The sequence below is a fragment of the Marivita sp. NO-S04 genome, from assembly GCF_059070475.1.
Window position 1 is genome coordinate 2,979,193 of sequence record NZ_CM180980.1, and the last position, 25,702, is coordinate 3,004,894.

Annotated in this window: 23 protein-coding genes, 1 tRNA gene and 1 pseudogene; 11 read left to right on the plus strand and 14 right to left on the minus strand. The window is 59.5% G+C overall.

The genetic code is table 11. The features are described 5' to 3' along the window. Nucleotides 1–30: 30 nt before the first annotated feature. The 7 genes from ACK3EW_RS15230 to ACK3EW_RS15260 form a co-directional block, all read right to left on the minus strand. Nucleotides 31–282 (minus strand): hypothetical protein, encoded by a 252-nt coding sequence (locus ACK3EW_RS15230; protein WP_439119080.1) that lies wholly within the window; start codon nt 280–282, stop codon nt 31–33. Between the two features lie 21 nt (nt 283–303). Continuing rightward, nucleotides 304–1,230: an acetamidase/formamidase family protein gene (locus ACK3EW_RS15235; protein ID WP_493806854.1), complete on the minus strand. Its 927-nt coding sequence runs from the start codon at nt 1,228–1,230 to the stop codon at nt 304–306. Continuing rightward, complete coding sequence (locus ACK3EW_RS15240) at nt 1,227–2,393, minus strand: M20 aminoacylase family protein (protein ID WP_493806855.1); 1,167 nt, start codon at nt 2,391–2,393, stop codon at nt 1,227–1,229. Before ACK3EW_RS15240 ends, ACK3EW_RS15235 begins: the two co-directional genes overlap by 4 nt. Before the next feature lie 77 nt (nt 2,394–2,470). Next, a complete protein-coding gene (locus tag ACK3EW_RS15245; RefSeq protein WP_493806856.1) occupies nt 2,471–4,252 on the minus strand; it encodes a gamma-glutamyltransferase family protein in 1,782 nt (593 codons plus the stop codon). Nucleotides 4,253–4,310: 58 nt separating this feature from the next. Continuing rightward, a tRNA-Leu gene (locus ACK3EW_RS15250) sits at nt 4,311–4,396 on the minus strand. Nucleotides 4,397–4,483: 87 nt separating this feature from the next. Next, nucleotides 4,484–4,963: a tetratricopeptide repeat protein gene (locus ACK3EW_RS15255; protein ID WP_493806857.1), complete on the minus strand. Its 480-nt coding sequence runs from the start codon at nt 4,961–4,963 to the stop codon at nt 4,484–4,486. A gap of 97 nt (nt 4,964–5,060) precedes the next feature. Continuing rightward, the gene (locus tag ACK3EW_RS15260; protein WP_493809743.1) at nt 5,061–5,531 is read right to left on the minus strand and encodes an Lrp/AsnC family transcriptional regulator; all 471 of its coding nucleotides are present in this window, start codon (nt 5,529–5,531) and stop codon (nt 5,061–5,063) included. Between the two features lie 111 nt (nt 5,532–5,642). Between ACK3EW_RS15260 and putA the strand changes: the two genes are divergently transcribed. The 4 genes and pseudogenes from putA (at nt 5,643) to ettA (ending at nt 11,968) form a co-directional block, all read left to right on the plus strand. Beyond that, nucleotides 5,643–9,065 (plus strand): bifunctional proline dehydrogenase/L-glutamate gamma-semialdehyde dehydrogenase PutA, encoded by a 3,423-nt coding sequence (putA, locus tag ACK3EW_RS15265; protein ID WP_493806858.1) that lies wholly within the window; start codon nt 5,643–5,645, stop codon nt 9,063–9,065. Nucleotides 9,066–9,096: 31 nt separating this feature from the next. Continuing rightward, on the plus strand, nt 9,097–9,840 hold the full coding sequence (locus ACK3EW_RS15270) for a rhomboid family intramembrane serine protease (RefSeq protein WP_439119074.1): 744 nt from the start codon (nt 9,097–9,099) through the stop codon (nt 9,838–9,840). Continuing rightward, a pseudogene (locus ACK3EW_RS15275) lies at nt 9,837–10,203 on the plus strand (GFA family protein). Before ACK3EW_RS15270 ends, ACK3EW_RS15275 begins: the two are co-directional and overlap by 4 nt. Nucleotides 10,204–10,312: 109 nt before the next feature. Beyond that, the gene (ettA, locus tag ACK3EW_RS15280; RefSeq protein WP_085628232.1) at nt 10,313–11,968 is read left to right on the plus strand and encodes an energy-dependent translational throttle protein EttA; all 1,656 of its coding nucleotides are present in this window, start codon (nt 10,313–10,315) and stop codon (nt 11,966–11,968) included. Nucleotides 11,969–12,366: 398 nt separating this feature from the next. On the opposite strand, the gene ACK3EW_RS15285 is transcribed toward ettA, so the two are convergent. Continuing rightward, entirely contained in the window at nt 12,367–12,789 is a 423-nt protein-coding gene (locus tag ACK3EW_RS15285) for a thioredoxin family protein (protein WP_439119071.1), read from the minus strand. A gap of 246 nt (nt 12,790–13,035) precedes the next feature. Between ACK3EW_RS15285 and ACK3EW_RS15290 the strand changes: the two genes are divergently transcribed. From ACK3EW_RS15290 to ACK3EW_RS15300, 3 genes are all read left to right on the plus strand, one after another. After that, a complete protein-coding gene (locus ACK3EW_RS15290; protein WP_085628234.1) occupies nt 13,036–13,242 on the plus strand; it encodes a cold-shock protein in 207 nt (68 codons plus the stop codon). Between the two features lie 247 nt (nt 13,243–13,489). After that, a complete protein-coding gene (locus ACK3EW_RS15295; RefSeq protein WP_493806859.1) occupies nt 13,490–14,050 on the plus strand; it encodes a L,D-transpeptidase in 561 nt (186 codons plus the stop codon). A gap of 138 nt (nt 14,051–14,188) precedes the next feature. Next, on the plus strand, nt 14,189–14,362 hold the full coding sequence (locus ACK3EW_RS15300; RefSeq protein ID WP_493806860.1) for a hypothetical protein: 174 nt from the start codon (nt 14,189–14,191) through the stop codon (nt 14,360–14,362). A gap of 58 nt (nt 14,363–14,420) precedes the next feature. Here ACK3EW_RS15300 and ACK3EW_RS15305 read toward each other — a convergent pair whose 3' ends face one another. Beyond that, a complete protein-coding gene (locus ACK3EW_RS15305) occupies nt 14,421–14,684 on the minus strand; it encodes a hypothetical protein (protein ID WP_493806861.1) in 264 nt (87 codons plus the stop codon). A 248-nt stretch (nt 14,685–14,932) separates the two neighbouring features. Between ACK3EW_RS15305 and ACK3EW_RS15310 the strand changes: the two genes are divergently transcribed. Then, complete coding sequence (locus ACK3EW_RS15310; RefSeq protein WP_085628237.1) at nt 14,933–15,139, plus strand: cold-shock protein; 207 nt, start codon at nt 14,933–14,935, stop codon at nt 15,137–15,139. A gap of 168 nt (nt 15,140–15,307) precedes the next feature. Here ACK3EW_RS15310 and ACK3EW_RS15315 read toward each other — a convergent pair whose 3' ends face one another. Next, nucleotides 15,308–15,982, minus strand: a complete 675-nt coding sequence (locus ACK3EW_RS15315) for an arylesterase (protein WP_493806862.1) — start codon at nt 15,980–15,982, stop codon at nt 15,308–15,310. Nucleotides 15,983–16,000: 18 nt separating this feature from the next. Here ACK3EW_RS15315 and ACK3EW_RS15320 point away from each other — a divergent pair, with 18 nt between their 5' ends. The 3 genes from ACK3EW_RS15320 to ACK3EW_RS15330 all read left to right on the plus strand — a co-directional run bounded on the left by ACK3EW_RS15320 (nt 16,001) and on the right by ACK3EW_RS15330 (nt 20,204). Beyond that, nucleotides 16,001–16,693: an ABC transporter ATP-binding protein gene (locus tag ACK3EW_RS15320; RefSeq protein ID WP_493806863.1), complete on the plus strand. Its 693-nt coding sequence runs from the start codon at nt 16,001–16,003 to the stop codon at nt 16,691–16,693. After that, on the plus strand, nt 16,693–19,221 hold the full coding sequence (locus ACK3EW_RS15325) for an ABC transporter permease (RefSeq protein WP_493806864.1): 2,529 nt from the start codon (nt 16,693–16,695) through the stop codon (nt 19,219–19,221). Before ACK3EW_RS15320 ends, ACK3EW_RS15325 begins: the two co-directional genes overlap by 1 nt. Nucleotides 19,222–19,331: 110 nt before the next feature. Next, nucleotides 19,332–20,204, plus strand: coding sequence for an inositol monophosphatase family protein (locus ACK3EW_RS15330; protein ID WP_493806865.1), 873 nt, complete (start codon nt 19,332–19,334; stop codon nt 20,202–20,204). Between the two features lie 2 nt (nt 20,205–20,206). Here the strand turns inward: ACK3EW_RS15330 and ACK3EW_RS15335 are convergent, their stop codons facing one another. The 4 genes from ACK3EW_RS15335 to gcvT all read right to left on the minus strand — a co-directional run bounded on the left by ACK3EW_RS15335 (nt 20,207) and on the right by gcvT (nt 25,651). Next, nucleotides 20,207–20,848: an NAD(P)-dependent oxidoreductase gene (locus tag ACK3EW_RS15335; protein WP_493806866.1), complete on the minus strand. Its 642-nt coding sequence runs from the start codon at nt 20,846–20,848 to the stop codon at nt 20,207–20,209. Nucleotides 20,849–21,169: 321 nt separating this feature from the next. Further along, nucleotides 21,170–24,013, minus strand: coding sequence for an aminomethyl-transferring glycine dehydrogenase (gene gcvP, locus ACK3EW_RS15340; protein WP_493806867.1), 2,844 nt, complete (start codon nt 24,011–24,013; stop codon nt 21,170–21,172). 134 nt (nt 24,014–24,147) lie between these two features. After that, nucleotides 24,148–24,507, minus strand: coding sequence for a glycine cleavage system protein GcvH (gcvH, locus tag ACK3EW_RS15345; protein WP_439119064.1), 360 nt, complete (start codon nt 24,505–24,507; stop codon nt 24,148–24,150). Nucleotides 24,508–24,526: 19 nt separating this feature from the next. Next, entirely contained in the window at nt 24,527–25,651 is a 1,125-nt protein-coding gene (gene gcvT / locus ACK3EW_RS15350; RefSeq protein ID WP_493806868.1) for a glycine cleavage system aminomethyltransferase GcvT, read from the minus strand. Nucleotides 25,652–25,702: the final 51 nt, after the last annotated feature.

Genomic DNA, 25,702 nt, shown 5'->3' on the forward strand with positions numbered 1-25,702 from the left:
TAAGCGATGAATTTGTGATCGCAGACTTCGTCAGCTGCACGCAGCGGTTGTGATATCCATCGTTTCGACCAGAACGCTCTCCGGTCCGAGGCTCGCCCCAAGAGCAAGCGCTTGCAGCATTTCTTCTGCGCCCTGAGCAGTCACTTCCAAACCTGACGGCACCCGCTGGGTCGTTACGTGATCAAGGCCCAGCTTATGGGCATGACGGGCGATCCATTGGGGAAAATCCGCGCTGAGGACATCGCCTGTCAGGTGAATGCGTGCGGACATCTTTTCGGACATGCGGGTCGCCTTGTTGTTTGCTTATGCAAGATGGGATTTCGACATCATCATGTGAACACCCTTTTCGCGGTTGACGGATTGGGTGATGCGTAGGTCACCGGCAAGTGAGCAGAGCATATAGGCTTCGGCACGGGTGATCCCCGCGCGCTGTGACACGACGCTGATCATGCGGCGCAGGGCGATCTCGACGCAGACATCCAGATCGGGATGCCTGCCCATTGTGATATAATGTGTTGATGTCTCCGCCTCGGGATAGGTGATGTCCAAATCCCGGCGGGTCGTGAGGCGGAACCGGCCCTGTAACGCCGTTTCAATCGCGGTGACACAGACCTCACCATCGCCCTGCACGCCGTGTCCGTCGCCGCAAGAGAACAACGCGCCTTCGGTGTGGACCGGCAGATAGAGCGTGGTGCCCGCCACCAGTTCTTTGTTGTCAAGATTACCACCATGCGCGCGGGGTTCGATGGTCGAGATGCGGCCCCAAGCGGGAGGCGAAGCGACGGCCATGACACCGAAAAACGGCGCAAGGGGGAGTTTGAGGCCCCAAGGCATCGTCGCCTCATTCCGGTCGCAGTCCAGCGGGATGATGACCTTGTACGTTTCGTCAAAATCCAGCGGCAACGTGCCCGACAAGGGGCGGATGACATTGTACCCCCAGTCCTGACGCAGTTGCACATCAAGAATGTCGACCTGAAGGACATCGCCGGGCATTGCGCCATCGACGGCCACAGGCCCGGTCAGGATATGTCCGGGTGCTGTGGGTTCGCCTGCGGCCTGCAACGCCAAAAGCTCAGGCGGGACATGAAACCCGTCGCCGGGCAGCATGGCCTTGCCACCGGACACGGAGTTCATCGTGACCTCCGAACCACTGGCCACGGTTGCCACCGGGTCAAGCGATGCATCGAAATATCCCCAGTGGCAGGTTTTGAGGCCAGCCTCGATAATCATGCCGGAAGCCTCTGTTCGGCCAGCGCCACCCAATAGGAGCAACCGGTCGGAATCACGTCATCGTTGAAGTCGTATTCCGGGTGGTGCAGTCCCGGCCCCTGCCCAATTCCAAGCTGGATGTAGGCACCGGCACAGGCCTGCAGCATGTAGGCGAAATCCTCGCCTCCCGTTGTGCGCGGTGCATCGTCGATGCAGCCTCCGGCCACGTCCCTGGCGGCGCGAATGCAGTGTTCGGTTTCTACCTCGTGATTGACCATGACGGGATAAGGTTCTTCATCAAAACCCAGCTCGGCCTCGGCGCCATAGCTTTGCGCGGTGAGTTCCGCGATGGCCTTGATCCGCTCCAGCGTTTTGGCGCGTACATCCATGTCAAAGCTGCGCACTGTGCCGCGCAGAACGACATGCTCCGGGATTACATTGAACGCTTCGGATTCCGTTCGGAACGACGTGACCGACACGACAACGGCCTGTTGCGGGTCGGTGTTGCGCGACACCACCGATTGTAGCGCCATCACGATGGCCGACGCGGCAAGCGTTGTGTCCACGGTGTTGTTGGGACGCGCGGCATGCCCGCCTTTGCCGCGGACATTGATGTGGAAGCTGTCGACGGCGGCATAGAACGCGCCGGGACGGATTGCGAATTGACCCAAAGGCAAAAGCGGCGAGTTGTGCAAACCGTAGATTTCCGAAATTCCGAATGTGTCGATCAACCCGTCCTGCACCATTGCTTCGGCGCCTGCGCCGCCCTCTTCGGCGGGTTGGAACACCACAGCAACCGTTCCGTCGAAATTGCGGGTCTCTGCCAGGTATTTCGCGGCCCCCAACAACATCGCGGTGTGTCCGTCATGGCCGCAGGCGTGCATCTTGCCCGGCGTTTTCGACGCATGGGCCGCGCCTGTCGCCTCGAAGATCGGCAACGCATCCATATCTGCGCGAAAGGCGATGGTTTTGCCGGATGTGTTGGTTTTGCCGTGGATCAGCGCCACAACCCCGGTGCGCCCGATCCCCTCTACCACGCTGTCACAGCCGAACGCCCGCAGTTTGTCCGCCACGATCCCTGATGTGCGTGGCAGGTCGTATTGCAGTTCCGGGTGTTCGTGTAGATCTCGCCGCCATGCGGTGATTTCCGGGTGCAATTCGGCGAAACGATTGCGGATGGGCATAATGACTCCCGTGCCTGAACTGAGTGGATGTCTGCATCAGACCTTAGAACGACAGCAGTGGCAAATGGGAAAAGCGCCTACCGCCCGATCGCGTAGGCTTGCATCAAGCGCGGGGTCGCTGCGGCCCGCAACATGCCGTCCGGTTCGCGCAAGGCTGCGGTCAGTCGGCCCACTGTCCATGGCTCGGCCACCGTCACGATATGCCCACGTTTGCGCAAATCGGCGATCACGTCTTCACCTACATTGGGTTCGATCATCATCTCGCCCGAGCGCACTTCGCGCGGGAAGAACGAGCCTTGAAAGTGCATCGAATGGAACAGTGGCTGATCCATACATTCCTGCAAGCCCATCCCGAAATGCACAAAGCGCAGGAACCAGATCAACTGCCACTGATCCTGCTGATCCCCCCCCGGTGTGCCAAAGACAAGCTGACACCCGTCCTTTTCGGCAAGGCTGGGGGTCAGGGTGGTGCGTGGCCTGCGCATCGGGGCAAGAGATGTGGGCAAACCGTCCTCGAGCCAGAACATCTGCGCGCGGGAATTGAGAGGGAAGCCAAGGCCGGGAATGACCGGATTGCTTTGTAGCCAGCCGCCCGAGGGCGTTGCCGAGACCATGTTGCCCCAACGGTCGATGATATCGAGATGCACCGTATCGCCACGCTTTTCGGTGAGATGCGACATGGTCGGTTCCTGCGCGGCGACCGTGCCGACATTGAAATCCCGCTGCGCGCGCTCGATATAGGCATCGGCCAGATGTTCAAAGCCGGGAACGCGACCAGGGCGCTGGTCAAGCGATGCGCTGCCATCAATCAGCTTGCGCCGTTCGGCGTTGTACGTTTCGCTGAGCAGTACATCCATCGGGATTTCGCTGAAATCCGGGTCGCCATAATAGGCTTCGCGATCCGCGTAAGCGAGCTTCATCGCTTCAATCACGGTGTGGACAAACTCTGCCCCGTTCGGGTCCATCGACCCAAGATCGACACCCTTGAGGATCGCCAGCGTTTGCAACAGCACCGGTCCTTGAGACCAAGCTTGGGTCTTGTGGACGGTCCAGCCGTGATACTCATAGGTCAAAGACGCTTCATAGCTGGCGCGCCAGTCGGCCATGTCAGACGGTGCAAGAACCGCGGAGTGCTTTGCGTCCGAGACATCCATCACCTGCGCATCTGAGAGGTAGTCAAAGATGGCCTGTGCCACGAACCCTTCGCGCCATTCATGCCGCGCCGCGTCGATCTGATCTTCGCGGGTGGCCCCCGCACTGTTGGCCAGACGGTCATAGGTCGCCGCAAGATCCGGATTCTTGAACAGCGCGTGCGGCTGCGGTGCTGCGCCATCGGGCATCCAAACCGCAGCCGAGCTGGGCCATTCAGTTTGGAAAAACTCGGTCAAGCCGGCGATGGTGTGTGCGACACGTGGCAAGACAGGGTGACCATCGCGCGCATACTCGATCGCGGGCTGCATAACATCGCGCAACGTCATCGTGCCATGATCGCGCAGCATCAACATCCACCCGTCAAAGGCACCGGGCACCACGGTCGACAGCAATCCCGACCCCGGAACAAGCGTCAAACCCTGCGCGCTGTAGTGTTCCACCGTTGCGGCTGCGGGTGCCACACCTTGCGCACACAACACATCCACGCGACCTGTGTCGACGGAATAGAAGATCGCTGGCATATCCCCTGCCGGACCGTTCAAATGCGGCTCCACCACTTGCAGGGTCAACGCCGTCGCTACAGCAGCATCAAACGCGTTGCCGCCTTTCTCGAGGATACTCATGCCGACAGCAGAGGCGATCCAATGCGTCGAGGTCACAACCCCAAACGTGCCTCGGATCTCTGGTCGGGTGGTGAAATCAGACATGGTACCTCCGGACTGATCAAACTGCGGGATGGCGCGTTGCGCTGGCTGCTGCCAAGTCTGGTGCGGGCGGTGGGACTCGAACCCACACGGCGCAAAGGCCTTCGGATTTTAAGTCCGATATGTCTACCATTCCATCACGCCCGCTTCGTGCTATCCCTAGCCGGGGGATCGGGCGAAAACAATGGTTTGGATCGGTGATTTGCAGCCATTCCCGATTTCAGCCACACAAGGTCAGAGATCGTCGCCCTCTGGCTGCTTGATCAAGGCCCGTTCACCCAGCCACGGGTTCAGCGCAACCGCTTCCTTGAGAACCGGCTGAGCTTCGTCTTCCCGGCCCATCGCGATCAGGGTCAACGCCTTTCCTGTCAGAGCCCCCGTGTGACGCGGGTTGAGTGCAATCGCCTGATCGAGGTCAGGCAGAACCGCAGGATAATCTCCGCGCAGATAATTCAGGAAGGCGCGCTGGTTGTAGCCTTCGGCATAGAACGGGCAGTAGGACACAAGTGTGTTCAGCCGGTTATTGGCCCGTAGATAGTCGCCGATCCGCATGGCACGCAGGGCTTCATCCAACATCATCTGCGAAGGCTCATCCGGCGCTTCGAGCCACAGTTCCCACATCTGGCTGGAAAAATTGCGCGCGATCATCTCGTTCGGCGCGCGCTGCACCTCGGCATAGAGCCCATCAAGGGCCGCAGTGTGATCGGGTGCCACGGGACATCCATCAGCGACCGCACTCTGCGCCGCAACAACGGCAAGGACTGAAATCAAACTTCGCATAAGTGCATTTGGCCGCGCCCGAGCGGATCGGTCAAGTCACGTTCCCGAAAGTGTCTTCCTTTACCGCCTGCATCGCAACATAGGTCGACGTGGCCGCGACATGCGGCAGGGTCGAGATCTTTTCGGCCAGCACTTTGCGATAGCTGCGCATATTCGCGGTGCGCACCTTGAGCAAATAGTCGAAGTTTCCGGCGATCAAATGCGCCTGCTCAATCTCGGGGATCTTGGCCACTGCTTCGTTGAACGCAGCCAAGGCGGCCTCGCGGGTCTGGGTCATCTTGACCTCGACAAAAGCGATGTGATCGAGTCCCAGTCTTATCGGGTCAAGCAAGGCGCGGTAGCCTTGGATTGCACCCACTTCCTCGAGCCGCCGCAAACGCGCCTGCGTGGGAGATTTCGACAAGCCAATCCGCCGCGACAGTTCGGTGATCGACACACGTCCATCGCGTGCCATCTCCTGCAAAATCGCTTGGTCGAATCTGTCCAGATCTGAGATAATCAATTCGCCTGCCTTTCCCGCCAAAATCAGTTCATTCGACGTGCCGAATTTCGATAATCCGGCACTTACCCTGCATCTTCAGCAGTATTGTAGGGCATATGACTGGAGATCGCCATGCCCCGTGATGAACTGCCCAACCTACGCCCCCTGATAGACGACAACACCTATGCCGATGAAACGCAAAAGGTGGACAGCCTGCGCACCGCCGCGCAACTGACCCAAACGGACCGCGACGCGATCAAGGCCCGCGCAACCAAGCTGGTCACGGCGATCCGCGAAGATTCGCGCCCCGGTCTGATGGAAGTATTCCTGAGCGAGTACGGCCTGTCGACCGAAGAAGGCATCGCGCTGATGTGTCTGGCCGAAGCGTTGTTGCGGGTGCCCGATGCCGCGACAATCGACGCGCTGATCGAAGACAAGATCGCGCCATCGAACTGGGCCAGCCATTTGGGCGAAAGCACGTCGCCGTTGGTCAACGCCTCCACATGGGCGCTGATGCTGACGGGCAAGGTGCTCAAGGACGAACAGCCTGGTCCCGTTGGCCATTTGCGCGGCGCGATCAAACGACTGGGTGAGCCGGTGATCCGCACCGCCGTGGGCCGCGCGATGAAGGAAATGGGGGCGCAGTTCGTTCTGGGCGAAACCATCCAATCCGCGATGACCCGTGCCGCCAAGATGGAAGCAAAAGGCTACACCTATTCCTACGACATGCTGGGCGAGGCCGCGCGCACGGAAACCGACGCGCGCCGCTATCACTTGTCCTATTCCCGCGCCATCAGCGCCATTGCCGAAGCCGCGAAGTCCAAGGACATCCGCGAGAATCCGGGTATTTCAGTCAAACTGTCGGCGCTTCATCCGCGCTATGAAGAGGCGCAACAGGACACCGTGATGAACGAGGTCGTGCCGCGTCTGCGCACGCTGGCGCAATTGGCGCGGTCTGCTGGAATCGGGCTCAACATCGATGCAGAGGAGGCAGACCGCCTGTCAGTCTCTCTCGACGTGATCGAAACCGTGCTGTCTGAACCGTCACTCAAGGGATGGGACGGGTTCGGCGTGGTTGTGCAGGCCTACGGGCCGCGTGCGGGGCATGTCATTGACTGGCTCTACAATCTGGCGGAACGGCTGGACCGCAAGATCATGGTCCGTCTGGTCAAGGGTGCTTATTGGGACACCGAGATCAAACGCGCACAGGTGGCGGGCTTACCGGAGTTTCCGGTATTCACAGCGAAACATCATACCGACATCAGCTACATCGCCAATGCGCGCAAGCTACTGGCCATGACCGACCGGATCTACCCGCAATTCGCGACGCACAACGCACATACTGTGGCCGCGATCCTGCATATGGCGCAGGACCGGACGTCGTTCGAATTCCAGCGCCTGCACGGAATGGGCGAAGCGCTGCACGACATCGTCAAGGACGCCGAGGGCACCCGCTGCCGCATCTATGCGCCGGTCGGGGCGCATCGCGATCTGTTGGCCTACCTTGTGCGGCGTCTGCTGGAGAACGGCGCGAACAGTTCTTTCGTGAACCAGATCGTCGACACGGATGTGCCGGCTTCCGAAGTGGCCTCTGATCCGTTCGACGCTCATGCCGTGCCAAAGCTGGCAACCGGACCCGAATTGTTTGCACCGGAGCGTCCGAACTCCTTGGGTTGGGACCTTACCCATCGGCCAACCCGTGCTGCGATCGAAGCAGCCCGTAAGCCGTTTGCCAGCGTGCAATGGTCTGCGGCTCCGCTGGTTGCTGGCAATGCTAACACCGGCGCAACAGACCCCGTAATCAACCCCGCGCGCCCCGGCGACACAGTGGGATCGGTGACTTGGGCCACGACCGACACGGTCGCCGCAGCTTGCACCGCAGCCAAGCCGTGGGACGCAACCGCAGCAGACCGTGCTGCGGTTCTGAACAAAGCGGCCGACCTTTACGAGGCGCATTACGGCGAAGTGTTCGCACTCTTGGCCCGCGAGGCAGGCAAATCGCTACCGGACGCAGTGGCAGAATTGCGCGAGGCGGTGGATTTCCTGCGCTATTACGCTGCCCGCAGCGAAGGCCCAGACGCGCAAGGGGTCTTTGCCTGTATAAGTCCATGGAATTTTCCGCTGGCGATCTTCACCGGGCAAATCGCGGCAGCCCTTGCCACTGGCAATGCTGTGTTGGCGAAACCTGCCGAACAGACGCCGCTGATTGCGCATCGCGCCGCGCAATTGTTGCACGAGGCAGGGGTGCCGAAGACAGCGCTGCAACTGCTGCCCGGTGCCGGCGAAGTCGGCGCGGCCTTGACATCGAACCCGGCGGTCAAGGGCGTTGCCTTCACCGGCTCGACCGAAACTGCGCAGATCATCCATCGCAGCATTGCCAAACATCTTGACCCCGGCACGCCGTTCATCGCTGAAACCGGCGGTCTGAATGCAATGATCGTCGACAGCACGGCGCTGCCCGAACAGGCGGTTCAGGCGATTGTCGAATCCGCGTTCCAGTCCGCCGGTCAGCGCTGTTCTGCGCTACGCTGCCTCTACGTACAGGAAGATATTGCCAAGGCATTTACCGAGATGCTGACGGGTGCCATGGACGCGCTGGTGATCGGCGATCCTTGGACCTATGGCACCGATGTTGGCCCTGCCATCGACGCCGAGGCGCGTGATGGCATCATCTCTTATGTCGATGCAGCCGAGGCCGAAGGCCATGTGCTGCACCGTTTGCCGCTGCCCGGCGGTGGCACGTTTGTGCCCCCCACCCTGATCCAGGTCTCCGGCATCAAAGACATGGAGCGCGAGATTTTCGGCCCCGTCCTCCATATCGCGACGTTCAAATCCAAGGACATCGACAAGGTGATCGACGCGATCAACGCGACTGGGTATGGGCTGACCTTTGGTCTGCAAACGCGTATCGACGACCGTGTGCAGCATGTTTCGGAACGGATCGAGGCAGGCAATATCTACGTGAACCGCAACCAGATCGGCGCGATCGTGGGAAGCCAGCCGTTTGGTGGTGAAGGCTTGTCAGGCACCGGACCCAAGGCGGGCGGACCGAATTATCTGGCACGCTTCCGCAAGCATCCCGCACCTAGCGGGGCTGAAAGCTGGGATGGGCAGGACAGCAAGGATCGCTTGGCCAAAGAATTGGCAGCCAAGTCAGCGAAACACACGGCAAAAAAGACAACCTTGCCCGGGCCGACTGGGGAATCCAACGTGCTGACTGCGATGGCGCGTGGGCCGATCCTTTGCCTTGGGCCGGGTTCTACGACCGCGACAGCGCAGGCAAAGGCGGTCGAAGCTTTGGGTGGGAGAGCCATCATTGCTGAGGGCAGTATTGACGCCGCATGGGTGTCCGATCTTCCTGCAGACGGTTTACTCTGGTGGGGCGACGCCGAGACCGCTCGCACACTGCGTGCTGCTTTGGCACACCGCTCTGGGCCGATCCTGCCGCTGATCACGGGGATGCCGGACACCGGTCATGCCTGTCACGAACGTCATGTCTGCGTCGACACCACGGCCTCGGGCGGAAACGCACAGCTTCTAAGCGGCGCGGCTTGACGCGCCGCCGCTTTGCGCCAACTGTCGCGGCATGTTTCCAATCCGCGATCATAACCCGTCGGGCCGCACGCCCTTTGTCACATACGCGCTGATTGTCGCGAATGTCGGCATCTTCCTGAGCTATTGGCCGCTGATGCAAAGCGACCAAGAGATCATGCGCTTTTACTTTGACTATGCGCTGATCCCGGCGTTGGTCAGCGAAGGTCAGGGGTTCAGTGGGTTTCTAACGTCCATGTTCCTGCATGGCGGCTGGATGCATCTGATCGGCAACATGCTGTTTCTGTTCATCTTCGGTGACAACATGGAAGACGAGATGGGGCATGTCGGCTTTACCCTGTTCTATCTCGCCGCAGGCCTGGGTGCCGGTTTCATTCACTACATCAGCGCGCCGGGATCGCCTGTGCCCACTGTCGGGGCATCCGGTGCGATTGCCGGCGTGATGGGCGGCTACCTTTTGCTGTTCCCCAAGGCCAAGGTCGATATTCTGATCATCATCGTGATCATCTTCCGCATTTTCCCGATCCCCGCCTGGATCATGTTGGGCCTCTGGTTCGCCTTCCAAGTCTTTGGCGGGTTCGGCACCGCAGCGGATGAAGGTGGCGTGGCCTATTGGGCGCATGTTGGCGGCTTTGTCATTGGGCTGGCACTGACCATCCCGCTTTGGCTGCGTCTGGGTGGGCCGCAATACTGGACACGCACCGAAGGCCATCCGCCACACCCCGAAGCCAAGTACCAGCTTTCCCGATCACGCGTTCCGTCGGTACGTCGGAAATGACCGCTCAGCTCAAGGTCAGCTGCCATTGCGGTACTGTCGAACTGTCTGTTCGCCTAAAAGACAGCCTCGAATCCGCGCGGCGCTGTGATTGTTCCTATTGCCGCCGCCGGGGGACCCCGACCGCCAGCGTCCACAGGGATGATCTGGATGTCGTCAAAGGCGCAGATAGCCTGACACTCTACACGTTTGGCACACACAGCGAAACACTATTTCTGCAAGATATGCGGGATTTACACGCATCATCAACGCCGATCCGATTCAGAGGAATACGGCGTGAACATGGGATGCATAGAGGGCGTGAATCCCAAGGACTTCGAACCAATCGGTTGGCATGACGGTGTGAATCACCCTTCAGATCAATAATCCATAGAGCCTAGCCGCCAATTCCAAACAAAGCCTGAACACGCGTGATTGCACGGGTCCGCCTGCGCGTGTATCCCTCGGCAAAACCGAAATTCAAAGGAACGCGATCATGGCAGCCTATCAGTATGTCTATCACATGAGCGGGGTCTCAAAGACGTATCCCGGCGGCAAGAAGACGTTCGAAAACATCCACCTGAACTTTCTTCCGGGGGTCAAGATCGGGGTTGTCGGCGTCAACGGTGCAGGTAAATCGACCCTGCTCAAGATCATGGCCGGGCTCGACAAAGATTTCTCGGGCGAGGCGTGGTCTGCTGAAGGTGCAAAAGTCGGCTATCTGCCACAGGAGCCGCATCTAGATCCGGCCCTGACCGTGCGTGAAAACGTGATGCTGGGTGTGGCGGAAAAGAAGGGCAAGCTGGACCGTTTCAACGAGCTTGCGATGAACTACAGCGATGAAACCGCTGATGAAATGGCGACATTGCAAGATGAGATCGACGCCAACAACCTGTGGGATCTGGACAGCCAGATCGACGTCGCAATGGAAGCTCTGCGCTGCCCTGCGGACGACGCCGATGTCACGACTCTGTCGGGCGGCGAAAAGCGCCGTGTCGCACTCTGCAAGCTGCTGCTCGAAGCGCCGGACATGCTGCTGCTGGACGAACCGACCAACCACCTCGATGCCGAAACCATCGCCTGGCTGCAGAACCACCTGATCGAATACAAGGGCACGATCCTGATCGTCACCCACGACCGCTACTTCCTCGACAGCATCACCGGATGGATTCTCGAACTCGACCGGGGTCGCGGCATCCCTTACGAGGGCAATTATTCCAGCTGGCTGGATCAGAAAGCCAAGCGTCTTCAACAGGAAGCGCGCGAGGACAAAGCCAAGCAAAAGACGCTGGAGCGCGAACTGGAATGGATGCGGCAGGGCCAGAAGGCGCGGCAGGCCAAGTCCAAGGCGCGTATTCAGGCCTATGAAGAGATGGCGGGCCAGTCCGAACGTGAACGCGTCGGGCGGGCGCAGATCATTATTCCCAATGGTCCACGGCTGGGGTCAAAAGTCATTGAAGTCAACGGCTTGAAAAAGGCGATGGGCGACAAGCTTTTGATCGAGAACCTGTCCTTCAGCCTTCCGCCCGGCGGCATCGTCGGTGTCATTGGTCCTAACGGCGCCGGTAAATCGACGCTGTTCAAGATGCTTACCGGGCATGAACAACCCGATGAAGGAGAGGTTTCGTACGGCGACACCGTGCAGTTGGCCTATGTCGACCAGTCGCGCGATGACCTGAATGCGGGCGACACCGTTTGGGAGGCCATCTCGGGCGGGGCTGAAATCATCAAACTGGGCGATGCCGAAGTCAATTCCCGCGCCTATTGCGGGTCGTTCAACTTCAAAGGGGGCGACCAGCAGAAGAAGGTCGGCCTGCTGTCGGGTGGTGAACGCAACCGCGTGCACATGGCGCGTCTGCTCAAGGAAGGCGGCAACGTCCTCCTGCTCGACGAACCGACCAACGATCTCGACGTCGAAACGCTCCGTGCGCTGGAAGACGCCATTGAGGATTTCGCAGGCTGCGCCGTGGTCATCAGCCACGATCGTTTCTTCCTTGACCGTCTGTGTACCCATATTTTGGCTTTCGAAGGTGATGCCCATGTCGAATGGTTCGAGGGCAACTTCGAAGACTATGAGGAAGACAAGAAGCGGCGTTTGGGCGCGGACGCGCTTGAGCCGAAGCGGGTGAAGTTCAAGAAGTTTGTGCGGTAAGCCTCAGAGCAGCGTAGGCCGGGCTTCAGCCCGGCACCATACCGTTGCTTTAAGCCGGGCAGAAGCCCGGCCTACACAGAGCATCACCAACATACTTGAGTCGCACAAACTTGGAAAATCGCGCTTTTTTTGTGCCCCATTGTTCGGAATAGTCCGTGTCGTCCAATGGCAATGTCCAAATGGCATGCATGTGATCAGGAAGCACGACCCAAGCGTCGATACAAAAAGGGCGTCGGGCGTGCGTTACACGAACCGCTTCGCGGAGAACATCGATTTCCTCCACTAAAAACCGTGCGCCCCGCTGGGCGAGGCAGACTGTAAAGAACACCGGGCAGCTGGGGGCGCAAGTAGATGGACATGCGCGATGGTTGGCCAGATCAGGTAAAGGCTAGGTGAACTTACCCCACCCATCCGACAATCTGATCCGCCCGCATGGCGCCCGACTGCCGCGCGCCTTCGCGGCCGCCGACAAAGCGGATCATCGTTGGGATGCCGCGGATGCCATAGGTCTGGCCCGATTGCGGGAAGTCCTCGGTGTTGAGTTTCACCAAACGTGCCCGCCCCTTGAGTGTCGCCGCCGCTTTGGAAAACTCAGGCCCCATCATCTTGCATGGACCACACCATGGCGCCCAGAAATCGACGACCAATGGCACCTCATCATTGCGCGCGGCCTTTTGCAGCGTAGTCCAGTCCACCTCGACCGCCTTGCCGGGCATGAGCGCCGCGCCGCAGGTCCCGCATTTCGGCCCCGCATCAAGCCGGTCTTCGGGCACGCGGTTGACCTGACCGCAATCAAGACAGGTGATTTTCTTGCCGGACATGGACGTCCTCCCAGACATTCGGCAATCGACATATGTAGAAAGTGACCCATGGGCAAGTCCTTGCCAGCACCAGCTATCAAAAGAGAATCCTCTTGTCTCAGATGCGGCAACCTGTCATAGGCAAAGTGCTAACGATCTTCTACTCGACCTACTGTTTTCCGACACCGGCACGCAGCTTTCGATCCAGACGTGACTTTGCCGGGTTGCCGCATAAAGCGGGCAACGGAACACAAAAGGATACTTCACATGGCCACTGGCACAGTGAAATGGTTCAACACCACCAAAGGTTACGGCTTCATCGCACCCGATGGCGGCTCCAAGGACGTTTTCGTCCACATCTCCGCTGTTGAGCGTTCGGGCCTCACCGGTCTGCGCGATGATCAAAAAGTGACTTTCGACATCGAAAACGGCCGTGACGGCCGCGAAAGCGCGATCAACCTCGCGCTGGCGTAAGCCACAGCGATTCTCGATCTCGGACCGCCCGATGCCACATGCGCCGGGCGGTTTTTCTTTGGCGGCACCGCACGAGACCCGGCGCGCCACATCCCATGCCGCCTGACCTTGTGTCCTTTCTGTCGCAACTGCCTTGGACGCGTGACGGACAAATGTGCAATTAAGCTTGTTTTCGCCTAAAGCCTTGGCAACATCTTTTACAGACTTCGATTGTACGAGTTCAGAACAACAAGGAACAGTGCTGCCCATGATTTCTAGACGTCACTTCCTCGCCGCCACCGCTGCTGGTCTGGCTGCCCCGAGTATCGCCTCTGCGCAAGCTTTCCAAATCGACCCGATCTACCGCCCCCAAAACGTCAGGATCAAAAGCGATGTGGTTCCGGGCCAGATCCTGATCCTTCCACGCGCGCATTTTCTGTATCATGTCACCCAACCCGGCGTCGCCCGCCGATACGGTATTGGTGTGGGCCGCGCCGGTCTTGAATTCACCGGTACGGCCGAGATTTCGGTCAAAAAGGAATGGCCGACCTGGCGTCCGACCCAGGAGATGATCGAGCGCGAGCCCAAGACCTACTCCAAGTTCGTGGACAACGACTATGTTCAGCCTGGTGGCGCTGACAATCCGCTGGGCGCGCGGGCGCTGTATCTTTTTCAGAACGGACGCGACACGTTTTTCCGCATCCATGGAACGACGGCGCCTCGGTCGATCGGGCAATCCGTGTCAAATGGCTGCATCCGAATGCTGAATGAGCACGTAACTGACCTCTATGAACGGGTGCCGATCGGGACGGTCGTCACGGTGCTGTAAAGCCAAGAAATCAGCACACCGGAGGCGCATCTGCACACGTCTCCAGTTTGCCCTGCCGCTGCCACAATTCGAGCGTTTTCGACAGCCATTCACGGCTTGTTAAGACTTGAGACGCATCAAGGTGCAAAGGGACAGGACATGGCAGCAATTGCGCTTATAGCAGGAAGTGGTCTTGGCTGGATCGTAGCGGGTATTGCGCTTGCAACAGGGGCCATGCTGTCCACTGCGATGTTGCTGTTCCTTGGCGTAAGCTTGAGCGTTTTGGCGCTCAGTGTATTTGCCTCAGGCCAAAACCAGTTTGATCCGTCGTGAACAAAATGCGCGACCACGCCAAGCGGTCGCGCAAAAAACTGCCTAAATCTGCGTGGTGTTACAGAAGTACGTGAATAACCAGCAGGTTCGGAATGATGAACGCCGCTGCGATGCAAAAGAGCTTTGCAACATGCGACGCTGTCTTAAACAGGGTGTTCTCTTCCAACGCATCTCCATAGGCCATGGCCGCAAACAAGAGAGCGCCCGATTGTCCGTTTTCGATCAACCGGTTACGCTCAATATCTGCGCGAGCCTCGGCGTAGCGCTTATCCAGCATCTGTTGTTCCGTTTTGGCGGCCACGCGGACGTCCATGCCTGACATGTTCACTCTCCCTGAAGTCTAAGACCGACCAAAGATGGGGCGCGCTGCGCTCAAGGCAAGCTGATTTCACAGGAAAGAGAAGCCTCGGCTTTTTTCTTGCGTCCTATTTGGAATCACCTGAAAACTTGCATTGCAAAGTTACCATATTCGACCACTGCTCCGACCCGGCTCAGTTAAGCGAATTTGACTGACCGCGCCCGTCGCACCGTCTTGTGCGGCGGAAGACATGACAGACAGGAGTAGAACGGATGGCCACTGGCACCGTCAAATGGTTCAACACCACCAAAGGATACGGGTTTATTGCACCGGATAACGGCGGCAAAGACGTATTTGTCCACATCTCGGCCGTAGAACGGTCTGGACTGACAGGTCTCGCTGACAATCAGAAAGTGACCTTTGACCTCGAGTCAGGTCGCGATGGTCGCGAAGCGGCAGTGAACATCTCGCTCGCCTGACCGGGCACTGGGCTGGTGTCAGCCCATTTCTTTGATCCCGGCAGTCATTATTTGGTTCTGGCCTCTGGGATGAACATGCAAACGGGCGACATTCACGTCGCCCGTTCGCAAAACCTAACACTTTGAAACGACCCTCTGAACGCCGTAGGTGGTCTGCTGCGCGTTGTTCTAATCTGATGTCCGCTTGACCAATGCGGCGACCGCAGGACCCATCGCCTCAACAATCAGATCCACCCCTTTTGCATTCGGGTGAATGCCGTCCATCTGCATCACATCCCGCAATTCCGCTGGAGTGCTGCCGACGCTGTAGAGCCCCTCAAAGAAACGCGGAAAGTATAATGCGCCGTATTCTTTGGCCAATTCGGGATATATCGCATCGAACTCGGCCTTGTAGTCTGGCCCATAGTTGCCCGGCGCTTCCATCCCGACGATCAACACATCAAGTTCTTTGTCTTGTGCAACCTTAAGAATACCTTCGAGGTTTGCCCGCGACACCGCTGGATCAAGGCCTCGCAACAGGTCATTGCCGCCCAAAGCGACGATCAGCGCTTCGGTTGCTGGGGTCAGCGACCATTCCACACGCGACAGGCCACCTGCCGTCGTGTCGCCCGACACACCCGCGTTGACCAGACGCACATCAAGCCCCTGATCTTTCAGCCACACCCGCATCTTTGGCACAAAGCCTTCTTGGTCGATCAACCCGTAGCCCGCTGTCAAACTGTCGCCTAACGCCAGAATTTCGACCGGTTCGGCCTGCGCGGCTGTGACTGTGCACAGGCACACAGCTGTCACGCGCACCTTGCTCAGAACCCATGACGCCCCATATGTGAAAGAGTGAAACATGATAAAGCTCCGTATCCAATGACCCAGCCAGTTCTAGACCTCAAAGATGTCACGCTCAGCCTCAAGGGCAATGCCGGAATGGTCGAGATCCTACATGGGATCAGCCTTTCTGTTCACAAGGGCGAGACATTGGGACTGATCGGACCGTCAGGATCGGGCAAGTCTTCGTTGTTGATGGTGATGGGCGGGCTTGAGAATGCCAGTTCGGGCAGCGTGGTTGCACTCGGTCAGGACCTTACAGCGATGGACGAGGACAAGATGGCGCGCTTTCGGCGCGATCACATGGGCGTCGTGTTCCAGTCGTTTCACCTGATCCCAACCATGACGGCGCTGGAAAACGTCGCCACACCGCTGGAACTGGCTGGGGAAAAGGATGCCTACGACATCGCCCAAGCAGAGCTTGAAGCAGTGGGCCTTGCCCATCGAGCGGATCATTACCCGGCGCAGATGTCAGGCGGCGAACAGCAGCGCGTCGCGCTGGCCCGAGCCTCGGTCACACGTCCGGAAATCCTGCTGGCGGATGAACCAACAGGCAACCTTGACGGTGTAAATGGTCAGGCGATCATTGACCTGTTGTTCGATCTGCGCGACCGCCACGGCGCAACATTGGTGCTGGTCACCCACAGCCGCGAACTGGCCGCGAAATGCGACCGGGTGATCCGGCTGACGGATGGGCACATCTCGGATAACCAGTTGAAGGCTGCAGAATAATGGCGCTAGGCACGGCTGCCCGCTTCGCCCGCCGGGAACTTCGTGGCGGTCTCAAAGGCTTTCGTATTTTCCTTGCGTGCCTCGCACTTGGCGTGGCCGCGATCGCAGGCGTTGGCTCTGTCCGTTCCGCGATCCAGTCGGGACTTGAAGCACAAGGGTCAATCCTCTTGGGCGGCGATGCATCGGTGGAATTCACCTACCGCTTCGCCGAACCAGAAGAACGCGCCTATCTCGAAAGCATCTCGACCGGCATTTCCGAAATCACTGATTTTCGCTCCATGGTGGTCAAAGACCCCGAGGGCGTAGCAGAACGTGCGCTGACGCAAGTCAAATCCGTTGATGATGCTTACCCGCTTACGGGCGAGGTTGTGCTGGATCCGGTTATGCCTTTGTCAGAGGCGTTGGCAGGCGATGGCACCCAGCCCGGTGCAGTCATGGCCCCCTTATTAGCAGATCGTTTGGGCCTCGTGGCCGGCGACAGCTTTCGGCTTGGCACCCAAGATTTCACGCTTTCAGCGATCCTTGTCACCGAACCAGACAGCTCTGCCTCCGGCTTCTCATTGGGCCCGCGTACACTTGTTACGACAGACGCGCTACGCGATGCCGGTTTGCTGCAACCCGGCACACTCTACGAAACCGAATATCGTCTACTCTTGCCGCCAGACAGCGATCTCGACGCGCTGGAAACTGCAACCGAGGCTGCGTTCCCAAGCAGCGGCCTGCGCTGGCGAGACGCGCGCAATGGTGCACCGGGCGTGGCGCGGTTTGTCGAACGGCTGGGCGCATTCCTGATCCTAGTGGGTCTTTCAGGTCTTGCGGTAGGAGGCATCGGTGTGTCCGCCGCCGTCCGCGCCTATCTCGCCAGCAAGACCAGCGTGATCGCCACGCTGCGCACCCTCGGGGCAACCCGCGCGACGATCTTCCAGACGTATTTCCTCCAGATCGGTGCACTCAGCCTGCTTGGTATCGGCATTGGCCTTTTGCTTGGCGCGCTTGTCCCGATCCTGTTCGGCCCACTGATCAGTGCTTCATTGCCAGTGCCCGCAATCTTCACCATCCACCCAGCCCCGCTGATCGAAGCCGCGCTTTATGGCATCCTGACAGCCTTGGTGTTCACCCTCTGGCCGCTCGCACGGACTGAAGACATCCGCCCCGCGATGCTGTTTCGAGATGCCTTGGACGGAGGAAAAGCGCTGCCCGCGTGGCGCTATGTGATTGCGACGCTTGTCCTGTTGGGCCTGCTTGTCGGTGTGGCCTCGCTTTTTTCCGGCAGTACCTTCCTGACACTATGGACCGCGGGTGGCCTGATCGGCGCGCTGATCGTGCTGGTCTTGGCGGCCATCGCCATCCGCTGGATCGCCAAACGCTCAACCAAAGCCACGCGCGGTCATCCGGTCTGGCGGTGGGCACTGGCCTCGATCGGTGGCCCACGGGATGCGGCAGCTCCTGTGGTTCTTTCGCTCGGGCTGGGCCTTTCGGTTTTGGCGGCAGTTGGCCAGATCGATGGCAACCTGCGCACCGCCATTGACCGTGACCTACCAGAGATTGCGCCCGCCTACTTCTTTGTCGACATCCAACCCGACCAGATGCCGCAATATACCGAGATGCTCGAGAAAGACCCTGCAGTCGCCCGCATTGACACGGCGCCCATGCTGCGCGGCGTACTGACCCAGATCAACGGTCGACCGGCCCGCGAAGTCGCAGGCGATCACTGGGTGGTCACTGGCGACAGAGGCATCACCTATGCAGCTCAGCCTGATGCCAACACGCGGGTCGTCGCAGGAGAATGGTGGGAGGCCGACCATGACGGCCCCGCTGAGGTCAGCTTTGCCATTGAAGAGGCCGAAGAAATGGGTTTGTCTCTGGGCGACACGCTCACCGTTAACGTACTGGGGCGAGACATCGGCGCCACGATCACCAGCTTCCGTGATGTGGATTTTTCGACCGCCGGCATGGGCTTTGTGATGACGCTCACACCCAACGCGCTACAAGGTGCGCCGCATACCTTTATCTCGACGGTCTACGCGCCCACCGAAGACGAGGCCCGCATCCTGCGCGAGTTGGCTTCTGCCTTTCCGAATATCACAGCAATCAGCGTCCGCGATGCTATCGACCGAGTCAGCCTCCTGCTTGAAGGCATTGGCGCCGCCGTGCGCTGGGGGGCTGCGGCCACCCTGCTTACCGGGTTTCTTGTGCTCATCGGCGCTGCCGCCGCTGGCGAAGGGGCACGCACCTATGAAGCTGCCGTGTTGAAAACACTTGGTGCCAGCCGCGCACGTATTCTGCAAAGCTTTGCCCTGCGCTCTGCGCTTTTGGGCGGCGGTGCAGGTCTGGTCGCCTTGGGTGCGGGTATCCTTGGCAGTTGGGCGGTAATGACCTTTATCATGGACAGCAGCTTTGCCGTGGTCTGGCCATCCGCCCTTGGCGTCGTGGTGGGCGGTGTGATGGCAACACTGCTCGCCGGCCTGATTTTCGCATGGCGCCCCCTTGCGGCACGCCCAGCCCAAGTGCTTCGGGCGCGGGAATGATCCGCGTGACCTGGGCCGAAAGACCCAATGAACGGCAATATACCACCTTGCTCTGAGGCCAATCCCTTGGCATGCCCCGGACAGCCCATCACAAGAAATCGAGTCGCCCGATGTCCGATAGCCTTCCCATGACAATCCCGGCCCCGTTGACCCCGGCCCAGCGCACGCAGATCATCAACCTCGTGCGCCGCGCCGCGCGGGCCGAAATTCTGCCGCGCTTTCGGACGCTGGGCACCAGTGACATCGACCAGAAATCGGGACCGATGGATGTGGTCACTGCGGCCGACAAAGAAGCGGAAAAGATGATCGTGCGCGGATTGCTTGCGATGTTCCCCAACGCTTTGATGGTCGGTGAAGAAAGCGTGACTGATGAAAAAGTCGCGGCGCTGGCCGATGCGGAAATGGGCTTTACCATCGACCCCGTTGACGGCACTTGGAACTTTGCGCATGGGTTGGCGACCTTTGGCGTGATCCTGTCGATGACGCGCTTTGGTGTGCCCGTCTTTGGCCTGATCTATGACCCCATCACAGACGAAGTTCTGATTGCAGACGAGACAGGCCCCGCGCAAGTGATGGCACCCCGCCGCCCCGCCCGCAACGTTTCAGTGTCCAAAGGCGGGCCGGTTGAATCGCTTAGTGGCTTTGCTTCGGTGTACAATGTCCCGGACGACAAACGCACCGACCTGCTGGGTCTCATGACACGATTTCAACGGCTCTACATGCTGCGCTGCGCCGCGCATGAATTCCGTATGGTGGCCTTGGGGCATATGGACTTTGTGCTTTGCTCGAACCTGACACCTTGGGACCATGCTGCAGGGGCCTTGATCGTCCAGCGCGCCGGTGGCCACGTCGCCTGTCTAGACGGATCAGAATATCGCGCGCAGATGCGCGAAGGCTACTTACTCTGTGCGTCGGATGCAGCTACTTGGGGCCGGGTGCGTGACACCATGTCGTTCCTGTTGGACGACACCGCCAAAACCTGATTTTAGCGCGTAAGCACAACATCCGCTTTGACGTCCAGTCCCCGCTCGACCGCGTCGATCAGGTAATGCGCCACGCTGGCCCGGGAAATCAGCCCGTTGCGCCAAGTCTTGGGGTCCCGCAAGACGCGGTATGTCTCGGTCCGCGCTCCCTTGGTCAAAATCACTGGACGTGCAATTGTCCAATCCGCCGCTGACGCCATGATCAGGTCTTCCTGACGGTCTTTGTCGGCATAGGGCTTACCAAGAATGGCGCGATGACCCGTCTTTTCGACCCAACTCATCGCCGCCTTGCTGCGTCCTGTGCCAAATCCAGTGACAACCACAAGCCGCGATACATCCGACGTTGCCATTGCCTCTAGCAACACCCGTGTCGTTTCTGAAAAAAGGGTCTCTTCTTCCCACAACATGGCCAGCCGCTCGGTGATCCCCAGCGCATAGACGACGGCCTGCGCACCGCTTAAGGCCCGCGCCACATCCTCTGCCGATGTCGCATCGCCCTTGAACGGCTCGACAAGGTCGGTCGCGTCAAGGCTGTCAGCGCTTCGGGCAAAGGCGCGCACGGGCAAACCGCGTCTTACCGCCTCGTCCAGTGCGCAGCGCCCAATGCCAGAGGTCGCTCCCATAATCAGGATAGGTTTGGTCAATTCTGAAGATCCTCGAAATGCGCCGTATACCGACGATGCTGCGCCCGATCATGTTTCAGCGCCAAATCGCCGCGATAGGCGGACACGGTCACGACCGGGATCGCCTTCTGCTCATCAGCGAGCGTCTTGGGCCTGATGTGACCGAACCATGTTCTTAACTTCTGTAAAAGGTGTCGCATACCCAAGCAACGTAGCGCTGTCTGATTGGTTGCAACGCCCTCGCCAGTTTTTTCCGATTGCGACACGCTCCAACGAAACAGGCCGGGCAAAGAACCCGGCCTGAACTCTGATCTAAGCACAATCACGCCTGCGGCGCTGTGGTTACTCGGCCGCCTCGGCATAGTCCTCCATTGGCGGGCAGGTGCAGACCAAGTGCCGATCGCCATAAGCGTTGTCGACACGGTTGACCGGCGGCCAGTACTTGTCGACCCGAAACGCACCTTTGGGGAAACAACCCTGCTCACGGCTGTAAGGCCGGTCCCAGTCGCGCACGAGATCTTCCATCGTATGCGGAGCAAGCTTCAACGGGTTTACTTCGCGATCCATCTCGCCCGCCTCGATCGCTCGGATCTCGTCGCGGATTGCCAGCATCGCATCACAGAACCGGTCCAGCTCGGCCTTGGTTTCCGACTCCGTCGGCTCCACCATCAGAGTACCCGCAACAGGCCAACTCATGGTCGGCGCATGGAAGCCCGCATCCATCAGACGTTTCGCGATGTCTTCCACTGTGACGCCAGCAGTTTTCTCGAAGGGACGCACATCAAGAATACACTCATGCGCCACGCGCCCTTTATCGCCTCGGTACAACACGTCAAACGCCCCTTCGAGCCGTGTCGCAATATAGTTCGCGTTCAGGATCGCCACGCGCGTCGCCTGTGTCAGGCCCTCGCCGCCCATCATCAGGCAGTACGCCCACGAGATCGGCAAGAGCGACGGCGACCCAAACGGCGCCGCACTGACAGCACCCTCACCCGACACCGGATCACCCGGAAGGTGCGGGATCAGGTGCGCCTTGACACCAATCGGCCCCATGCCCGGTCCACCGCCACCATGCGGAATGCAGAACGTCTTGTGCAGGTTAAGGTGGCTCACATCTCCGCCCAGATCGCCGGGGCGCGACAGACCGACCATGGCGTTCATGTTGGCCCCGTCGATATAGACCTGACCGCCGTGCTCATGGGTGATCTCGCAGACCTCTTTCACCGTGCCCTCGAACACCCCATGGGTCGACGGGTAAGTGATCATCGTCCCGGCAAGGTTCTCGGAATGCTGTTCCGCCTTGGCGCGGAAATCCTCAAGGTCGATCGAGCCGTTGTCGTCGCACTTCACCGGCACAACTTTCCAGCCGACCATCTGCGCCGAGGCCGGGTTCGTCCCATGCGCGTTGACAGGGATCAGGCAGATATTGCGATGCCCCTGCCCATTTGCGCGGTGATATCCGGCAATCGACAAAAGCCCTGCATACTCCCCCTGCGCACCCGAATTGGGCTGCATGGAAATCGCGGCATATCCAGTGATTGTGCACAGCTTGGCGTTCAGATCCCCAATCAGCGCATGATACCCACGAACCTGATCGTTGGGCACATAAGGGTGAATATCGGCGAACTCGCGCCAGCTCACCGGCATCATCTCGGCCGCTGAATTGAGCTTCATCGTGCACGACCCAAGCGGGATCATCGCCCGGTCAAGCGCCAGATCGCGGTCCGCCAGACGCCGCATATAGCGCATCATCTCGGTCTCGGCGCGGTTCATGTGGAACACGTCATGCTGCAGATACTCGGAGGTGCGGATCAACCCCTCGGGCAAGCGATATTCCGGCGTCAGCGCATCATCCGATTTGAGCAGACCAAAGGCACGCCATACCGCCTCGATGGTCGCCGGACGCGATTTCTCGTCCAGGGTGATACCGATCTTGGTCTTGCCAACGGCCCGCAGGTTCAACCCCTCGCGCACCGCCGCCTGCAACACGCCGCGCTGCAAGAGCCCCACATCCACGGTGATCGTGTCAAAGTAGGCTGCGGGCTCGACCTTGAAACCGGCAGCTTCCAACCCCTTGGCCATACGCACTGTCTTGCGATGGATGCGCTGTGCGATCGCCCGCAAGCCCTTGGGTCCATGGAACACAGCATAGAACCCAGCCATCACAGCCAACAGCGCTTGCGCGGTACAGACATTCGACGTCGCCTTTTCCCGGCGGATGTGCTGCTCGCGAGTCTGCAAGGACAGCCGGTAGGCCTTGTTGCCATGGCTGTCGATCGAGATACCCACAATCCGACCCGGCATCGCGCGCTTATAGTCGTCCTTGGTCGCCATATAGGCCGCGTGTGGACCACCATACCCAAGCGGAATCCCAAACCGCTGGGTTGATCCCACAGAAATATCCGCGCCCATCGCGCCCGGCTCTTTCAGCAGACACAGCGCCATCGGATCAGCAGACATGATGGCAATCGCGCGGGCACCATGCAGCCGCGCAATGTCATCAGTGAAGTCCCGCAGGTGGCCATATGTGCCCGGATACTGGAAGATCGCCCCGAACACCGCTTCGGGGTCCATGTCAGCCACATCCCCAACAATCACCTCTATGCCCAAAGGCGCCGCGCGCGTCTTCATGACCGAGATGTTCTGCGGGTGACAGTTCTCATCTACAAAGAACGCGGTCGCCTTCGACTTGGCCACACGCTGCGCCATGGTCATCGCCTCGGCACAGGCCGTCGCTTCATCCAGCAGTGATGCGTTCGCAATCTCCAGTCCAGTCAGGTCGCTGACCATGGTCTGGTAATTCAACAGCGCCTCAAGCCGCCCTTGGCTGATCTCGGGCTGATACGGCGTATAGGCCGTGTACCAGGCTGGGTTCTCAAAAATGTTCCGCTGGATCGCAGGCGGAGTGACCGTGCCGTGATACCCCATCCCGATGAGCGAGGTCAGAACCTCGTTCTGGGACGCCACCTCGCGCATGTGGTACAGCAGTTCCCGCTCTGACAGCGCTTTGCCAAAATCCAACGGTTCGGCCTGACGGATGTTTTCGGGCACCGTCTGAGCAATCAGATCGTCGAGCTTTGACACCCCGACCGTGGCCAGCATCTCGGCCATCTCCGCAGGGGATGGGCCAATGTGACGCCGGTTGGCAAAATCATACGGCAGATAGTCGATGGGATCATAACCCATGTCGCTCTCCTTGCGGTTCGGAACGGATCACCGTCCCCTGCTTCTTCTTTTTCCAAATATGCCCGCGCCACGGCAGCCAAAGTGTCGTCCAGCCGGGGCGATGCGAAGGGCGGTCAACTCCGCCCCTCAGACGATCAGCCGATGTATTTCTTGTACGCGGCCTCATCCATCATGTCGTCCAGCGCCGACATGTCTTCGATCTTCAACTTAAAGAACCAAGCCTCGCCCTCAGGGTCTTCGTTGACCTTGCCCGGTTCTTCGACCAGCGCTTCATTCACTTCAGTGATTTCGCCGTCGAGTGGCGCAAGAATGTCCGACGCGGCCTTGACCGACTCGATCACAACAATCTCGTCATCCTTGCTGACAACCGTGCCCTCCTCGGGCAGTTCGATGAACACCACATCGCCCAATTGTTCGGCGGCATGTGCCGTGATGCCAACAACCACTTCATCGCCTTCGACGCGCAGCCATTCATGTTCTTCGGTAAATTTCATGTGGTCCCTCTTGGTATGATTATCGTTTGAACCCTGCCGCCACGAAGGGCAGTTTGGCAACATAAACAGGAAGCCGTTTGCCCCGGACTTCGCCAAAAAGCGTGGTGCCGATTTCAGCATGGGCAGCGTCGACATATCCCATCGCAACGGGGGCTCCGACAGATGGGCCAAACCCGCCCGATGTGACGGTGCCAACCGGAGTTTCTGCGTCGGCAACGGCAAAAAGCACAGTGCCTTCACGCATCGGCGCACGGCCGTCAGGAAGAAGTCCAACGCGCTTGCGATCGGCCCCCTTCTGCATCTCGCTTAGAATACGATCGTCGCCAGGGAACCCGCCTTCGCGGTCGCCACCTGACCGGCGCGCTTTCTGGATGCCCCAGGTCAATCCGCCTTCGACCGGGGACGTTGTGTCGTCGATGTCATGTCCATAAAGGCACAGCCCCGCCTCAAGGCGGAGCGAATCCCGTGCGCCAAGACCGATGGCCTCCACATCCTCGTGCGCCAGCAACGCCTGAGCCAGACCTTTGGCCGCCGCCAAAGGCACGGATATCTCATATCCGTCTTCCCCAGTGTAACCGGACCGCGACACCCAGCATTCGGCCCCCGCAATCGGGACAGTGGCCACATCCATAAACCGCATCTCGGCCACTGACGGGTGATGTTCTGCCAACACGGCTTCGGCCTTCGGGCCCTGCAACGCCAAAAGCGCGCGGTTCTCCAAAAGCTTGACTGTCACAACCGGCTCTAACGCAGTGCGCATGCGTGCCACATCCGCATCTTTGCAGGCCGCATTCACGACGACGAACAGGTGATCCCCCCGATTGGCGAACATAAGATCGTCTTCGATCCCGCCTGCATCATTGGTGAAGAACCCATAGCGCTGACGGCCCTCACCCAGTCCCAGCACATCCTGTGGGATCAACCGCTCCAAAGCAGCCTTGGCGACCTCAGGGTTGTCGGCTCGCAAAATGACCTGCCCCATATGGCTGACATCGAAAAGCCCCGCGGCCGCCCGGCAATGAAGATGTTCCTTCATCACACCTGCCTTGTATTGCACCGGCATTTCGTAGCCCGCAAATGGGACCATCTTGGCGCCCAGCGCGACATGCAGATCGTATAGCGGTGTGCGTTTCAAATCGCCCACGCGGCATCCCTTCGTATCAGACCGGGCGCCTGTGATACGACAACCGGCATA

Coding starts and splice junctions, on each gene's coding strand:
- ACK3EW_RS15295 (WP_493806859.1), top strand. CDS start 13,490: ATGATTTCTAGACGTCACTTCCTCGCCGCCACCGCTGCTGGTCTGGCT.
- ACK3EW_RS15330 (WP_493806865.1), top strand. CDS start 19,332: ATGTCCGATAGCCTTCCCATGACAATCCCGGCCCCGTTGACCCCGGCC.
- ACK3EW_RS15320 (WP_493806863.1), top strand. CDS start 16,001: ATGACCCAGCCAGTTCTAGACCTCAAAGATGTCACGCTCAGCCTCAAG.
- ACK3EW_RS15285 (WP_439119071.1), bottom strand. CDS start 12,789: ATGTCCGGCAAGAAAATCACCTGTCTTGATTGCGGTCAGGTCAACCGC.
- ACK3EW_RS15315 (WP_493806862.1), bottom strand. CDS start 15,982: ATGTTTCACTCTTTCACATATGGGGCGTCATGGGTTCTGAGCAAGGTG.
- gcvP (WP_493806867.1), bottom strand. CDS start 24,013: ATGGGTTATGATCCCATCGACTATCTGCCGTATGATTTTGCCAACCGG.
- ACK3EW_RS15245 (WP_493806856.1), bottom strand. CDS start 4,252: ATGTCTGATTTCACCACCCGACCAGAGATCCGAGGCACGTTTGGGGTT.
- ACK3EW_RS15300 (WP_493806860.1), top strand. CDS start 14,189: ATGGCAGCAATTGCGCTTATAGCAGGAAGTGGTCTTGGCTGGATCGTA.
- ACK3EW_RS15325 (WP_493806864.1), top strand. CDS start 16,693: ATGGCGCTAGGCACGGCTGCCCGCTTCGCCCGCCGGGAACTTCGTGGC.
- putA (WP_493806858.1), top strand. CDS start 5,643: ATGCCCCGTGATGAACTGCCCAACCTACGCCCCCTGATAGACGACAAC.
- ACK3EW_RS15305 (WP_493806861.1), bottom strand. CDS start 14,684: ATGTCAGGCATGGACGTCCGCGTGGCCGCCAAAACGGAACAACAGATG.
- ACK3EW_RS15310 (WP_085628237.1), top strand. CDS start 14,933: ATGGCCACTGGCACCGTCAAATGGTTCAACACCACCAAAGGATACGGG.
- ACK3EW_RS15235 (WP_493806854.1), bottom strand. CDS start 1,230: ATGATTATCGAGGCTGGCCTCAAAACCTGCCACTGGGGATATTTCGAT.
- ACK3EW_RS15290 (WP_085628234.1), top strand. CDS start 13,036: ATGGCCACTGGCACAGTGAAATGGTTCAACACCACCAAAGGTTACGGC.
- ACK3EW_RS15240 (WP_493806855.1), bottom strand. CDS start 2,393: ATGCCCATCCGCAATCGTTTCGCCGAATTGCACCCGGAAATCACCGCA.
- ACK3EW_RS15270 (WP_439119074.1), top strand. CDS start 9,097: ATGTTTCCAATCCGCGATCATAACCCGTCGGGCCGCACGCCCTTTGTC.
- gcvH (WP_439119064.1), bottom strand. CDS start 24,507: ATGAAATTTACCGAAGAACATGAATGGCTGCGCGTCGAAGGCGATGAA.
- ACK3EW_RS15230 (WP_439119080.1), bottom strand. CDS start 282: ATGTCCGAAAAGATGTCCGCACGCATTCACCTGACAGGCGATGTCCTC.
- ettA (WP_085628232.1), top strand. CDS start 10,313: ATGGCAGCCTATCAGTATGTCTATCACATGAGCGGGGTCTCAAAGACG.